11 protein-coding genes are annotated in these 14670 nt (G+C 69.6%); 7 read left to right on the top strand and 4 right to left on the bottom strand.

All coding sequences use genetic code 11. The features are described 5' to 3' along the window. Nucleotides 1-124 precede the first annotated feature (124 nt). A complete protein-coding gene (locus ACQPZX_RS33155) occupies nucleotides 125-1810 on the top strand; it encodes a cellulose binding domain-containing protein (protein ID WP_433363978.1) in 1686 nt (561 codons plus the stop codon). A 9-nt stretch (nucleotides 1811-1819) separates the two neighbouring features. Here the strand turns inward: ACQPZX_RS33155 and ACQPZX_RS33150 are convergent, their stop codons facing one another. Next, nucleotides 1820-3421: a methyl-accepting chemotaxis protein gene (locus tag ACQPZX_RS33150; RefSeq protein ID WP_433363975.1), complete on the bottom strand. Its 1602-nt coding sequence runs from the start codon at nucleotides 3419-3421 to the stop codon at nucleotides 1820-1822. A gap of 263 nt (nucleotides 3422-3684) precedes the next feature. Here ACQPZX_RS33150 and ACQPZX_RS33145 point away from each other — a divergent pair, with 263 nt between their 5' ends. The 3 genes from ACQPZX_RS33145 to ACQPZX_RS33135 are packed head-to-tail and all read left to right on the top strand — an operon-like array spanning nucleotide 3685 to nucleotide 10368. Next, nucleotides 3685-6399 carry a glycosyl hydrolase family 95 catalytic domain-containing protein gene (locus ACQPZX_RS33145; protein ID WP_433363971.1) on the top strand — a complete coding sequence of 905 codons (2715 nt, stop codon included), beginning with the start codon at nucleotides 3685-3687 and terminating at the stop codon, nucleotides 6397-6399. Nucleotides 6400-6412: 13 nt separating this feature from the next. After that, on the top strand, nucleotides 6413-7567 hold the full coding sequence (locus ACQPZX_RS33140) for a ThuA domain-containing protein (protein ID WP_433363968.1): 1155 nt from the start codon (nucleotides 6413-6415) through the stop codon (nucleotides 7565-7567). A 2-nt stretch (nucleotides 7568-7569) separates the two neighbouring features. Beyond that, nucleotides 7570-10368, top strand: coding sequence for a PQQ-dependent sugar dehydrogenase (locus ACQPZX_RS33135; protein ID WP_433363965.1), 2799 nt, complete (start codon nucleotides 7570-7572; stop codon nucleotides 10366-10368). Between the two features lie 15 nt (nucleotides 10369-10383). On the opposite strand, the gene ACQPZX_RS33130 is transcribed toward ACQPZX_RS33135, so the two are convergent. After that, nucleotides 10384-11157, bottom strand: coding sequence for an alpha/beta fold hydrolase (locus ACQPZX_RS33130; RefSeq protein ID WP_433363962.1), 774 nt, complete (start codon nucleotides 11155-11157; stop codon nucleotides 10384-10386). 2 nt (nucleotides 11158-11159) lie between these two features. Continuing rightward, a complete protein-coding gene (locus ACQPZX_RS33125; RefSeq protein WP_433363959.1) occupies nucleotides 11160-11921 on the bottom strand; it encodes a class I SAM-dependent methyltransferase in 762 nt (253 codons plus the stop codon). A gap of 84 nt (nucleotides 11922-12005) precedes the next feature. Here ACQPZX_RS33125 and ACQPZX_RS33120 point away from each other — a divergent pair, with 84 nt between their 5' ends. The 3 genes from ACQPZX_RS33120 to ACQPZX_RS33110 all read left to right on the top strand — a co-directional run bounded on the left by ACQPZX_RS33120 (nucleotide 12006) and on the right by ACQPZX_RS33110 (nucleotide 14005). Then, nucleotides 12006-12671, top strand: a complete 666-nt coding sequence (locus tag ACQPZX_RS33120; RefSeq protein ID WP_433363956.1) for a winged helix-turn-helix transcriptional regulator — start codon at nucleotides 12006-12008, stop codon at nucleotides 12669-12671. Between the two features lie 100 nt (nucleotides 12672-12771). After that, nucleotides 12772-13272 carry a DUF5134 domain-containing protein gene (locus tag ACQPZX_RS33115; protein WP_433363953.1) on the top strand — a complete coding sequence of 167 codons (501 nt, stop codon included), beginning with the start codon at nucleotides 12772-12774 and terminating at the stop codon, nucleotides 13270-13272. Between the two features lie 28 nt (nucleotides 13273-13300). Beyond that, entirely contained in the window at nucleotides 13301-14005 is a 705-nt protein-coding gene (locus tag ACQPZX_RS33110; RefSeq protein ID WP_433363950.1) for a DUF899 domain-containing protein, read from the top strand. On the opposite strand, the gene ACQPZX_RS33105 is transcribed toward ACQPZX_RS33110, so the two are convergent. Continuing rightward, nucleotides 14006-14659 (bottom strand): PaaI family thioesterase, encoded by a 654-nt coding sequence (locus tag ACQPZX_RS33105; protein WP_433363947.1) that lies wholly within the window; start codon nucleotides 14657-14659, stop codon nucleotides 14006-14008. Nucleotides 14660-14670 lie beyond the last annotated feature (11 nt).

Here is a 14670-nt window from a genome sequence, read left to right as displayed (position 1 = left end):
AACCAGACGCGACTTCCCGACCTTCCCTTTGTTGTGAGTATGGGAGCGCTCCCGTAACATTCTTCGCGATCTTTAAATGCGATTATGCAATGACTTTCATGAATGCGCCGGGGAGGACTGCTCCATGCCCAGATCGAGAGCGACCACATTCGGGCTGGCATCCGCCGGTGTCCTGGCGCTGGCGTCGGCGGCGGTTGCCGTCGCGCTGCCGGCCGATGCCGCGGCGGCCGGATGTTCGGTCGACTACGCCGTGTCGTCGCAGTGGCAGGGTGGGTTCGGCGCCAACGTCACCATCACCAATCTGGGCGATCCACTCACGAGCTGGACGCTGACGTGGTCCTACAGCGCGGGCCAGTCGGTCACCCAGGCCTGGAACACGACGCTGACCCAGAGCGGCGCGGCGGTCACGGCCAGGAACGTGAGCTACAACGGCGCCGTCGCGACCAACGGCACGGTCTCGTTCGGCTTCAACGGCTCATGGACGGGCAGCAACCCGGCCCCGACCAGCTTCGCCGTGAATGGAGTGGCGTGCACGGGCGGCACCGGACCGACGACGGGGCCAACTTCCCCGCCTCCGGCCACCTCGGCGGACATCACCGTCAATACCGCGACCAAGTATCAGACCGTCGACGGTTTCGGTGCGGCGGTGTCGATCTGGGGCAGCGCCTGGTCGACGACCGAGACGCAGACCCTGGTCGGGCTCGGCGCCGGCCAGCTCGGCCTGTCGATCGTGCGTACCGGGATCTCTCCGGTCTCCAGCGAATGGGCGACCCAGGTGAGCGCCCTGAAGACCGCGAAATCCTCCGGCTCCGGGGTGAAGATCCTCGCCACCCCGTGGACCGCCCCGGCGGCGTGGAAGACCAACAACAGCCGGACCAACGGCGGGTCGTTGAAGACTGACTACTACGACGACTACGCCGGCCATCTGAACAGCTATGTCCAGTACATGCGCAACCAGGGCGTGACCATTGACGTCACGTCGGTGCAGAACGAGCCGGACTGGGCCCCCGACTACGACTCGATGACCTGGACCGGCAACCAGTTGCGCGACTTCGTCCGCGATCAGGGCGCCAAGGTGCAGAACACCAAGCTGATGGTCGCCGAGGCGGTGAACCTTAACTACGGCTACACCGATCCGGCGCTGAACGACGCGGGCGCCCGCGCCAACCTCGGCTACATCGGCGGCCACCTGTACGGCACCGAGGACGCCGGCCGGCTGAAGCAGTATCCGCTGGCCGAGCAGTACAACAAGCCGGTGTGGATGACCGAGTGGAACTTCCACGAGGCCGACGGCAGCGGCTCGAACATCTGGGGCGACCCCGCCAACAAGGCGGCCTGGGACGAGACGCTCGACGACATCATGCGTACGGTCCACAAGTCGATGGAGTCGAACTGGAGCGCCTACATCTGGTGGTACGGCAAGCGGTACTACTCCTTCATCGGTGACGGCGAGGCCGCGTACGGCACCACCGCCGGCGCCCCGCTCAAGCGCGGCTACGCGTTCTCGCAGTACGCCAAGTACGTGCGTCCCGGCTACCAGCGGATCGCCCTGACGAAGAGCACCAAGGCGTCCCCGCTGGAGGTGACCGCGTACCAGGGCGGCGGGAAGATCGCGCTGGTGATCCTCAACCGGTCGGGCAGCGCGGTCAACGGCGCCGTTCTGCAGGCGCCGCAGAGCATCGCGAAGGCGGAGTACTACGCCACCACGCAGAACGCCGGCGCGGCCACCCAGCCGGCGAGTGTGAACAGCAGTCAGGTCACCGTCACTGTCCCCGCGCGCAGCGTTTCCACGGTCGTGCTGACCCTCTGAATCAGCGGATCAGACCCGGAAGCGGGACACCACCGATTGCAACTCCGCGGACATCTGGGCCAGCTCCTGGGCCGAGCGCTGCGTCTCGGCGACCGTGGCGGTCGTCGTCCGGGCGGCCTCGGCGACGCTGGCGATGTTGTCCGAGATGCTCGCGGAGCCGGTGGAGGCCTCGCCGATCGAGCGGCTCATCTCGTTGGTGGTGGCGGTCTGCTCCTCGACCGCGGAGGCGATGGTCGTCTGGTAGTCGTTGATCTGGGCGATGATCTCGGAGATCCGCCCGATCGCGGCCACCGCGCCGTCAGTGTCGGCCTGGATCGCCTCCACCCGCTGGGAGATGTCGCCGGTGGCCTTGGCGGTCTCCTGGGCGAGGTCCTTGACCTCGGAGGCCACCACGGCGAAGCCCTTGCCGGACTCGCCGGCCCGCGCCGCCTCGATGGTGGCGTTGAGCGCCAGCAGGTTGGTCTGCTCGGCGATCGCGGTGATGACCCGGACCACGTTGCCGATCTCCGCCGACGACTCGCCGAGCTTGGCGATGCTCGCGTTGGTGGCGGCGGCCTCGGTGACCGCCTGCGAGGCGACGCCGGCCGCGTCGTTGGCCGACTGGGAGATCTCGCGGATGGCCGACCCCATCTGCTCGGTGCCGGCGGCCACCGTCTGCACGCTGCGCGCGACGTCCTCGGACGCGGCGGCCAGCAGGCCGGTCTGGGCCGACGTGTCCTGGGCGTTGCCGGCGATGGCCTCGGCCGAGGACGACAGCTGCCGCGACGACTCGGCGAGCGTCCGGGACGAGCCGGCCAGCGCCGCCACGGTCTCGCGGATCGAGGTCGTGGCCTGGTTCACCGAACCGGCCATCATGCCCACCTCGTCGCCGCCGCCGGCCGCCGCCTGCCGGGTCAGGTCACCGCCGGCGACGGCGTCGAGCACGCCGCGGACGCCGGCCAGGCGGCGGGAGATGCTGCGGCCGATCAGCATCGCCAGCCCGACCGCGATGATGACCCCGGCCAGCACCAGGATGAGGATGGTCCGCCGGCCGCCGACCGCGTCCTGGTGGGCCTCGGTGCTGTCCTGCGCCGCCTGCGAGCGCTCGAGGTCCATCAGCTTGTCGACGGCGGTGTTCATCGTGTTCTCGGAGTCGCTCCACAGCTTGTACTGCTCGGCCTGTGTGGTCGGCAGGGTGACCCCGGCCGGCGGCGCCTCCTGGAACAGCAGCAGGTTGACCAGCGCCTTGTACTGGCTCCAGGCGGCCCCGAAGGCCTTGGTCTGGGTCTGCCAGGTGGACGACGGGTCGGGGGAGGAGACGTACTGCTGGCCGGCGGCGTCCACCGCGGCCTGCCCGTCCCTCGTGAGCTTCGCGTAGTTGGTGCGGTCGGCGGCCGTCTGTGCACCCGAATAGAGGAAGAGCGCACGATACATGTCCGACATGCCGTTCTGCAGGCTTACCAGCGCATCGAGCCGCACGATGTTGTCGCTCTTGAGGCCCTGGACGCGGACGTCCAGCGACCCGAGCCGCGCCCAGGCGACCCCGGCGGTCACCACGGCGACCAGGGCGACCACCGCCACCGCCAACACGATCTTGACGCTGACCCGCATGTCGTTGAGGCGACCGTTCATGTTGCTCTCCTGGCCTGGCGCAGTCGCTGAATGATGCAACTTCCCGTTCGGCCGGTTCGCAAAGTTGCTGAGCGGTTGCTGACATACATCGGATCTTTCAGCAAGCGCTGAAACTCGATCATCACCGAAGTAGGCAGCCCACCGGCCTTTTGTGCGCCTCGCGAGACATCGACATCAGGGAATTGACGGCGGCAGAGACCCGATGTTAATCCTTCGTGGCGGACATGTGTCGATCCGATCTCACTCCCCGGAGGGTCGTCCCTATGAGAGTGCTCCGTGCGGCCGCGGCCGGCCTCCTCCTCGCCGGCCTGGTCGTCGCCCACCCGTCCCCGGCGAGCGCCGCCCCGACCGACGCCGCCTTCAACTCGAGCTCCGGCGCGCTGAACGTCGACTACGCCGGCTATCTCGCCAAGCACGACGTCGTCTACAACCGCCCGAACACCAATCCCCTGCACGGGCTGACCGTCGGCAACGGCCGCACCGGCGCGATGGCCTGGGACCAGAACGGCATCACCATGCAGGTGTCCGGTGTGGACCTCGCCGAGCAGTCCACCTACGCGGCCGGCAACCTGAATTTGAACCTGAACACGGCCGCCACCACGTACCAGCAACGGCTCTCGCTGTACGACGGCACGCTCACCACGAAATACGACAGCAACCGTACGGTCACCGTGATGGGCGCCCCGAACTCCGAGGTGATGGGCGTCCACGTCGAGGGACCGGCGGGCGGCAGCATCACGCTCGACTTGAGCCTCTGGGACATGAACACGGTGCAGAACATCGCCGACGTTCCCGACCTCAACACCTGGCGCACGGTGAGCACATACGCCGACTCGACCGGCGCCGGCCTCAGCCGCGGGCAGACCGACGCCAACGGGTTCGGCTACACGTTCGCCGCGACCGTCGAGGGCGCCGCCTACACCTCGCAGACCGTCAACGGCACCCGGGTCCGCCTGAGCATCACGCCGACCAGCAGCTACACCATCTGGTTCACGGCGGCGAGCCGCGTCAACGCGCCCGGCCGCAACTCGGTGCAGGAGGCGAGGAACCAGCTCGCCGCGGTCAAGCAGACCGGTTACGCCACCACGTTCGCCAACTACAAGAACTGGTGGCACGCGTTCTGGCAGAGGTCGTTCGTGCAGTACAACGCCGGCGGCTCGGATTACCTGGAGAACGTCTACTACCTCGCGACGTACATGATCGCCGCGGGCGGCCAGGGCAACTATCCGCTGCACTTCATCAACGGCGTCTTCCGCGCCACCCAGGACAACTCCAAATGGAGCAACGGGTACTGGTACTGGAACCAGCGCGACGTCTACAACTCCTTCTACGCCTCGAATCACGCCGACATGATGCGGACGTTCAACAACCTGTACGGCCGCAACCTCAACTCGCTCAAGGCGTACACCCAGACCCGCTACGGCACCGACTCGCTCTGGGTGCCCGAGACGATGGGCTGGGACGGCAACGCGCGGGGCACGGTCGGCAGCGACTTCGTCAACGACATCTACTCGACCGGCACCGAGGCCGCCTACAACATGTACCTCTACTACCGCTACACCAACGACGCCTCCTACCTGCAGAACGTGGCGTACCCGTTCATGCGGGAGTCGGCGCGCTTCTACCAGAACCGGTTGTCCCGCAACGGATCCCAGTACTACATGGCCAGCTCCAACGCGCACGAGACGTACTGGGACGTGAAGAACGCGATCACCGACCTGGCCGCCGTACGCCTGCTGTTTCCCTTGACCATCCAGGTCTCGACGCAGCTCGGCCTCGACGCGGGGTTGCGCGCCGGCTGGCAGGACGTGCTGAACAACCTCGCGCCCTACCAGACCAGCAACGGCGCCTACCTCCCGCACGACCCGCCCACCGCGCAGACCCGCAACGGTGAGAACGTGGCGCTCGAGCTCGTCTGGCCCTACGACCAGACCGGCATCGGCTACCCCGACACGCAGACCGCCGTCCAGACCTGGAACGTGCGGCCCTTCCCGTACGGCAACGTCTGGGCCAACGACCACGTGCACGCCGCGCGTCTCGGCCTCGGCGAGCAGGCGTACCAGGGCATGCGGACGATGCTGCAGAAGTACCAGAACTACCCGAACGGGATGACCAACAACACCAACGGCGTGTTCGAGTACCTCGGCATCCACCTCGCCGCGATGAACGAGTCGCTGCTGCAGTCGTACAACGACAAGATCCGGGTCTTTCCGGCCCTCCCCAGCGACTCCGGCTTCGTCGGCAAGTTCACCCTTCTCGCCAAGGACGGCTTCCTGGTCAGCTCCGAGCGCGAGGCGGGCGAGACAAAGTACATCGGGATCCGCAGCCAGTTCGGCAAGCAGGCCCGCGTCGTCAATCCGTGGGGCACCCAGCAGATCCGGGTCCGCCGCACCTCCGACAACGCCATCGTCACCACGGTCTCGACCGCCGAGGTCAGTTTCGCGACCACCAGCGGCACCACCTACGTCATCGAGAGAACGGCAAAACCCCTTTCCTCGTACGCCTCCGTCACGCTCACCGGCACGCCGAACCAAGGGGTGAAGACGCTCAGCGGAACGGCGTCCACCTTGGGCCTCGGGACCGCGACCGGCGGAGGCGGCGGCACCGCGCTTCTCGCCCAGGCCAACAGCAAATACGTGAGCGCGAACGGCAATCTCGTCGCGAGCGCCACCGCGATCGGCGCCACGGAGCGCTTCGACCTGATCGACCTCGGCGGCGGCAACGTCGCCCTGCGTTCCCGAGCCAACAACCTGTATGTCTGCGCCGAGAACGCCGGCGCCAACCCCCTGGTGGCCAACCGCACCGCGGCCGGCCCGTGGGAGACCTTCGCCCGCGTCAACAACAGCGACGGCACGATCAGCCTGCGCGCGACGGTCAACAACAAGTACGTGGTGGCCGAGAACGCCGGCGCCGCGGCCCTGATCGCCAACCGGGACGCCATCGGTCCCTGGGAGAAGTTCACGCTCGTCAACGGCTAGGAGTCGATTCCCCATGTCGCGACGCCTCACCACGATCCTCTGCGCCCTCGTCCTCCTGTTCATCGCGTCGCCGGCGATCCCCGCGTCGGCCGCGCCCCTCACCAAGGTCCTGGTCTTCTCGAAGACGGCCGGCTTCCGGCACGACGCCATCCCCGCCGGCATCGCCGCCATCCAGAAGCTGGGCAACGAGAACGGCTTCTCGGTCACCGCCACCGAGGACGCCGCCCAGTTCACCGCCGCCAACCTGGCGCAGTACCAGGCCGTCGTCTGGCTCTCCACCACCGGCGACGTGCTCGACGCCAACCAGCAGGCCGCGTTCCAGTCGTACATCGGGGCCGGAGGCGGTTACGTCGGCGTCCACGCGGCCGCCGACACCGAGTACGACTGGCCCTGGTACGGCGGCCTCGTCGGCGCGTATTTCCTTTCCCACCCGGCGATCCAGCCGGCAACCGTGCGGGTGGAGGACGCCACCAACCCGGCCACCGCGCACCTCCCGGCGGCCTGGGTTCGCACCGACGAGTGGTACAACTACCGCGCCAACCCGCGAGCGAACGTCCGCGTGCTGCTGAGCCTGGACGAGAGCACCTACTCGGGCGGCTCGATGGCCGGCGACCACCCGATCACCTGGTGCCAGAACTACGGCGGCGGCCGCGCCTTCTACACCGGCCTCGGCCACACCCAGGAGTCCTACGCCGACCCGAATTTCACCCGGCTCCTGCTCGGCGGCCTCCGCATCGCCGCCGGCGCCGTGACGGCGGACTGCACCCCCCGAAGTAACCCGCAGCCGACCGGCACCGCGCTGCGCGCACGGGCCAACAACAAGTTCGTCACCGCCGCCTCCGGCAACCTCATCGCCAGCGCCGCCACGGCCGCCGACCGCTTCGACATCGTCACGCTCTCCGGCGGCAACGTCGCGCTGCGCTCCAAGGCCAACGGCCTCTACGTCTGCGCCGAGAACGCCGGCAACAATCCCCTCGTGGCAAACCGGGCCGCCGTCGGCTCGTGGGAGACATTCGCGCTGATCCGCAACAGCGATGGCACGGTCAGCCTGCGCGCCACCGTCAACAACCGCTACGTCACGGCCGAGAACGCCGGCGCCGCGCCGCTCATCGCCAACCGCACCGCGATCGGCCTCTGGGAGAAGTTCGACCTCGTCACGGGAGCCTGACCATGCGACGCACTCGATTCCTGACCGCCGTTCTCCTGGGACTGACCAGCGCCGTCTTCGTGGCGAAAGGCGCCGAGGCCGCCGACATCCCGGCCGCCGACTACCAGCAGGTCTCATTGGCGCGCGGCAGCGCCGAGCTCGGTGAGGCCATGTCCCTGGCCGTCCTGCCCAACCGCTCGGTCCTGCACACCGCCCGCAACGGCGTGGTCCGCGTGACCGACGCCGCCGGCAACACCAAGGTGGCCGGGACCATCCCGGTCTACACCCACGACGAGGAGGGGATGCAGGGCGTCGCGGTCGACCCGAACTTCGCGACCAACCGCTGGATCTACCTCTACTACTCGCCGACCCTCAGCACGCCCGCCGGCGACGCGCCCACGACCGGCACCGCGGCCGATTTCAACGCCTGGAAGGGCCACCTGAACCTGTCGCGCTTCACCCTCAACGCCGACGAGACCATCAACCCGGCCAGCGAGGTCGTGGTGCTGACCGTCGACAACGACCGCGGCCAGTGCTGCCACGTCGGCGGCGACATCGACTTCGACGCGGCCGGCAACCTGTACCTGACCACCGGCGACGACACCAACCCGTTCGAGTCGCAGGCGTTCACCCCGATCGACGAGCGCACCAACCGCAACCCGCAGTTCGACGCGCAGCGCTCCTCGGCCAACACCAACGACCTGCGCGGCAAGGTGCTGCGCATCAAGCCGCAGGCCAACGGCACGTACACGATTCCGGCCGGCAACCTGTTCGCGCCCGGCACCGCGAACACCCGTCCCGAGATCTACGCGATGGGCTTCCGCAATCCGTTCCGGATGAGCGTCGACAAGCCCACGGGCATCGTTTATCTCGGCGACTACGGCCCCGACGCGGGCGCCGCCGATCCCAACCGCGGGCCGGGCGGGCAGGTCGAGTTCGACCGGATCACGTCGCCCGGCAACTACGGCTGGCCGTACTGCACCGGCAGCAACTCGACCGCCGAGACCTACAACGACTACACGTTCCCGTCCGGGCCGTCCGGCGCGAAGTTCAACTGCGCCGGCGGACCCACCAACAACTCGTTCCGCAACACCGGCCAGCAAACGCTTCCGGCCGCGCGGCCCGCGTGGATCCGTTACGGCTTCGACTTCACCCCGCCGGAGTTCGGCGGCGGCTCGGAATCCCCGATGGGCGGCCCGGTCTACCGCTACGACGCGGCGCTCAACTCGCCCGTCAAGTTCCCGCAGTCGCTCGACGGCCGCTACTTCGCCGGCGAATACGGCCGCCGCTGGATCAAGGCGATCCAGGTCAACACCAATGGCACGTACGGCGAGATCAGCGGCTTCCCGTGGACCGGCACCCAGGTCATGGACATGGCGTTCGGGCCGGACGGCGCGCTGTACGTCCTCGACTACGGCACCGGGGCGAACGACCAGGCCCTGTACCGGATCGAGTACATCGGCGGCGGCAACCGCAGTCCCGTCGCGGTGGCCACGGCGAACCGGACCTCCGGCCCGTCGCCGCTCACCGTCGCGTTCTCGTCGGCGGGCAGCAGCGACCCCGAGGGCGGCGCGCTGACCTACCTGTGGACGTTCGGCGACGGCACCACGTCGACCGCGGCGAGCCCGACGAAGACGTACACGGGCAACGGCAGTTTTGTCGCGACGCTCAGGGTGACCGACCCGACCGGCTTGAGCGGCACCGCCAGTATCCCGATCACCGTGGGCAATACCGCGCCCACGGTCACGCTGACCACCCCCGCCGACGGCACGCTGTTCAGCTTCGGCGACACCGTCCCGTTCAGCGTGACGGTCACCGACCCCGAGGACGGCGCCATCGACTGCACCAAGGTGACCGTCGCCTACTTCCTCGGCCACGACAGCCACCAGCACCAGATCACCTCGAAGACCGGCTGCACCGGCACCCTGACCGTTCCGGCCGACGGTGAGCACGACAACGCCGCCAACATCTTCGGCGTCTTCGTCGCCTCCTACACCGACAAGGGCGGCCTGACCGGCACCAGCCAGCGCACCCTGCAGCCCCGGCACCGCCAGGGCGAGCACTTCGGGAGCCAGTCCGGCGGCGTCCAGGTAGCCACGCACGCGACCGCCGAGGGCGGCGCCACGGCCGGCTACATCGACAACAACGACTGGATTTCCTTCCGCCCCTACAACCTCTCCACGGCGACCCGCTTCACCGCCCGGGTGGCCTCGGCCGGCGCCGGCGGCACCATCGAGGTCCGTACGGGTTCGGCCACCGGCCCCCTCCACGGCACGGCAACGGTCGCGAACACCGGAGGCTGGGAGACCTACGTCAACGTCAGCACCGCGCTCACCAACGTGCCCGCCGGCCCCACCCAGCTGTACCTGGTCTTCAAGGGCGGCGCCGGCAGCCTCTTCGACGTGGACGCCTTCACCTTCGACGCTCCCGCGCAGTCGCAGGGCTCGACCTTGAAGGCCCTGGTCAACAACCAGTTCGTCTCGGCCCCCAACGCCACCACCGCCCTGATCGCCAACAAGCCCACGGCCGGCGCCACCGAGCGCTTCGATGTGATCGATCTGGGCGCCGGCAACGTGGCCCTACGCTCCCGCGCCACCAACATGTACGTCTGCGCCGAAAACGCCGGCGCCGCCGCCCTGATCGCCAACCGAGCCGCGGTAGGCCCCTGGGAGACGTTCGCCCTGATCCGCAACGCCGACGGAAGCGAAAGCCTCCGAGCGGCCGCCAACAACATGTACGTCACCGCCGAAAACGCCGGCGCGGCAGCCCTGATCGCCAACCGCGCCGCCATCGGCGCCTGGGAGAAGTTCGACCTCGTCTGACCACTGGCCGAGCGCCTAGTGCCGCGTGAAGAACGCGGCCAGGCGCTCGGCCAGCCCTCTCGGATTCTGGAGGTGCATGAGGTGATTGGCGCCCGGCAGCTCGAAGGCCTCGGCGTGCGGCAGCCAGTCGCGCAGCAGGGCGTGCCGCTCGGCGAACGCCGGGCTGACGTCCGCGCTGCGCTCGCCGAGGACGAGCAGGACCGGCTGGGTGAGCGACCGGGCCTCGGCCGGGCCGAACGACCACGCCCGCACGGCCGGCAGCTCCTGCCCGAAGAAGGTGTCGGCGTCGGCGACCGCGCGGTCGATCGCGCCGGGTAGGACGGCCTCGAACGCCTTGCGGTAGTCCGGGCCGCAGACGCCACGCATCCAGGTGTCGACCGCCGCCGCGTGGTTCCCCTCGGTATAAGCCCGCAACGCCTCGCCGGCGAACGGGCCGCTCGGCACGTCGAGCACCGCGGTCTCCAGCAGCGCGAGGCTCCGCACCACCTCGGGATGATCGAGCGCCAATTGCAGGGCGATCACCGCGCTCGACGAATGCCCGACAACGTGTGCCCGCTCGGCTCCGAGGTGACACAGCAGATCCCGGCACTGGTCCGCCATGCGCGCGACAGTGACCGGCCCCGCCATCCTGTCACTGTCGCCGTATCCGGGCCGGTGACAGCGGATCAGCCGGTACGCCCCGGCCAGCGCCGGCTCGGCCGTCAGGGTGGCGAACCAGTCCGCGCAGACGCCGGCGTGCAAGAGCAGGACCGGCGGCCCGGCACCGCGCTCCTCGTAGGCCCGGCGCATGGTCAGTCCACCCGTACCGTGACTAGCAGCCAGGCGAAGCGCCAGCGCCCGGGCGCGCCCGGCGCAGCCTCGTGCTCGGCGGTGAGCAGGTCGACCAGGTCGCGGTCGAACGCGGTCCGGGCCTCGTCGCTGTCGAGGGCCGCGCGGGTCGCGATCACCGGTGCGAACGACGAGCGGTAGAGGGCCGCCAGCTCGGTCGGCGTGCCGGTGAAGGGGTACTCGACCACCCGCTGCTCGGTCTTGACCGGTCGGCCCCCGAACAGCGCGCCGACCTGGGCCGGATCGCCCCACCGCGTCGGCGGCGGGCCGCCCGGAGGTCCGGGTGCGTAGCGCGCGAGCAGGGCGAAGAACCGGCCCACGCCGCCGTCCGGTGTCCAGTTCGCCATCGCGACCAGGCCGCCGGGGCGGCACACCCGGGTGAGCTCGCGGGCGGTCGCCTCCTGGTCGGCGGCGAACATCGCGCCGACCGCGGAGAGCACGACGTCGAACTCGCCGTCGGCGAACGGAAGATCGCTCGCGTCGGCCTCGACCCACTTGATCGGCAGATCGCCGGCCGCCCGCCGGCCGGCTTCCAGCAGCTCCGGCGTGATGTCCGACGCGGTGACCTTTGCCCGCGCCTGTGCGGCGGGGATGGCGACGTTGCCCGTGCCGGCGGCGACGTCGAGGACCCGATCGCCGGGCCGCAGGCCGGCCGCGACGACCAGGTCGCGGCCGATGTCGGTGATGAGCTCGGCGATGCGTGCGTAGTTTCCCAGTTCCCACATGCGACCAGGCTGCGCCCGGGCCGCGGGGACGCGAGGTACGAAGAATGGACTTCCCTTGGCCGCGGGGCGGCCGGACGATGGGTCATGCGCAGTTACGGACAGTACTGCCCGGTCGCGCTCGGCGCGGAGGTCTTCGCGGAGCGCTGGACCCCGATCATCCTCCGCAATCTGCACCTCGGCTGCGAGCGGTTCGCCGAGATCCTCGAGGGCGCGCCCGGCCTGCCCCGTAGCGTCCTGGCCGCGCGCCTGCGCACCCTCTGCCAGGCCGGCGTCGTCCGGCAGACCGCATCGGGACGGCGGACCCGGTACGTGCTCACCGACTGCGGCCTCGAGCTCGCCGAGGTGTGCACCGCGCTCGGGGCCTGGGGCGCCCGCTGGCTCGAGGCGCGGCCCGAGGACCAGGACCCCTACCTCGCGCTGTGGACCGTCTCGCGGATGGTCGACCCGGGCTCGCTGCCGCGCGACCGGGTGGTGGTGCGGTTCGATCTCACCGGCGTGCGTGGCCCGCACCGATACTGGCTGGTCGCGGGCCGGACCGGCAACGAGGTGTGCGTCGAGCCGCCCGGCTACCCCGAGGACGGCGTGGTCACCAGCGACCCGGCCGCGCTGATCGGCTGGTACGCGGGGCGGCTCCCGCTCGGCGCGGCGCAGCGGACCGGTCGGATGACGGTCACCGGCCCGCGCTGGCTCGAACGGGAGCTGGCCCGCTGGGGACGGCTGAGCCCGTACGCCGGTATCGAGACGGGCTGACGTGGCCTGGGCCACACCGGGCGCGTGAGCCGATCGGTTCGGGGCGGGCAGCGGGTCTACACCACCGGAAGCCGAGCGGCTGACGAGTGGGGGTGACGCGATGAGCTGGGCACTGACCGCCATGGCCGGCCTCGCCGGCGTGTTGCTGACGGTGGGGTGGGTCGCCGGCCGCCCGGCGAGCGTCGGCGACTGGCTGTCGGGCGTCGTTCACGTCGCGGGCAGCGTGGCCATGACTCTGATGGCCTGGCCCTGGGGAACGAAACCGCAGATTGCCGCGTTCGCGCTGGCGGCGGCCTGGTTCGGCGCACGGGCGGCCCGTGGGGTGATCGCCCGGTCCGCCGGGCGATGGGCCGACCTTCACCACGCGGCGATGGCCGGTGCTCTCGCCTGGTCCATCGCCCAGCCGGCGCATCACCATCATCATCCGGCGCCGCCGTTCGCCGCGGTCGTCTTCTCGGCGTACTTCCTCGTCGCGGCGTGGCCGTGGCTGTACGCGGCATTCCGGACCATTCGAAGCTCGGGCCGCGCGGCGACCACCGAGCCCCTGGGTCACGCCGTCATGAGCATCGGCATGGCCGCCATGTTCACGGCGATGACCTGACCATCCACCACCAAGGTAAGGAAAGACGATGAACCTGCCACAGGTCGTGTCCCAAGACGATTGGCTGACGGCTCGCAAGGAGCTTCTCCAGGCCGAGAAGGAGGCGTTGCTCGCGCAGGACTCGCTGAGCGCGCGACGCCGCGAGCTGCCGATGGTCCGGATCGACAAGGAGTACACGTTCGAAGGGCCACAGGGGAAGGTGCGCCTGCTCGACCTGTTCGAGGGCCGGGACCAGCTGATCATCTACCACTTCATGTTCGGCCCGGACCAGGACGAGGGCCACAACAGCTGCTCGCTGCTGGTGGACAACATCGGCCACCCGTCGCACCTGCACGCCAACAACACCACCATCGCGCTCGTCTCCCGGGCGCCGATGGCGAAGCTCGCGGCGTTCCGGGAGCGGATGGGGTGGACCGTTCCCTGGTACTCGTCGTTCGGCAGCGACTTCAACTACGACTACCACGTCACCAACGACGAGGCGGTCGCCCCGGTCCAATACAACTACAAGGACAAGGCCACCCTGGAGGCGAAGGGCACGCCGTGGTACGTCGACGGGGAGTGGCAGGGGCTGAGCGTCTTCCTGCGTGACGGGGACGACGTCTACCACACCTATTCGACCTACGAGCGCGGGCTCGACCCGCTGGTCAACACGTACACGTACCTGGACCTCACGCCGCTCGGCCGGCAGTCACACGTCACGCAGTTCGCCCTGCACGACGCCTACGAGGCGTGATCAGGCCTCGGCCCTGAGGACCGGGCCGAACAGGCGCCGCGTCTGTTCGGCCCGCAGGCCGACGAACGTGCCCGTGGCCGAGACCAGCACCGTGTCGGGCTCGGCCTCGGTTGCTATCGCGCCGGTGGCGGTCACCCGGCGGCCGTTCACCTCCTGCACCTCGGCGGTGAGCCGCAGCGGAGTCAGCAGGGGCACCGGCGCCCGGTAGGAAGTGTCGAGACGAACCGTCATCCCGGGATTGCCGGAAGCGACCACGGCGTGGCCGAGGATCTGGTCGAGCAGCATCGCGCTGACGCCGCCGTGGGCGAACCTCGGCGGCCCCTCGTAGGCCATGCCCAAGGTGCAATGGCCGATCGCCGTGCCGTCCACCACCTCGATGTGCACCGGCGGCGCCAGGGCGCTGCCCGCGCCTATGACCGGGTTGTACATGCGCACACCGTCCAACAGGTCGTCGGCGGTGGACAGGGTCGAACGATCGCGCACCCGCTCGCCGAGCCGGGCGGCGACCTCGCGGATCTCGGCCGCCGCGCGCCGCAGATCGCCGGCCGGCGCCTCGGTGGTGGTGGCTTGCTCGACCAGCACCCGCAGCGCGTCACCCAGCTCGGCGATGGCCGCGCGCCTCTCGATCCGCGTGTCTTCCACAAGGAACAGCATCGCTGCCCCAC

It is taken from the genome of Actinoplanes sp. CA-142083, assembly GCF_050942195.1.
Taxonomy (GTDB): Bacteria; Actinomycetota; Actinomycetes; order Mycobacteriales; family Micromonosporaceae; genus Actinoplanes.
The sequence above is the reverse complement of the archived record's forward strand: the minus strand, read 5'-3'. Positions and strand labels throughout refer to the sequence as shown.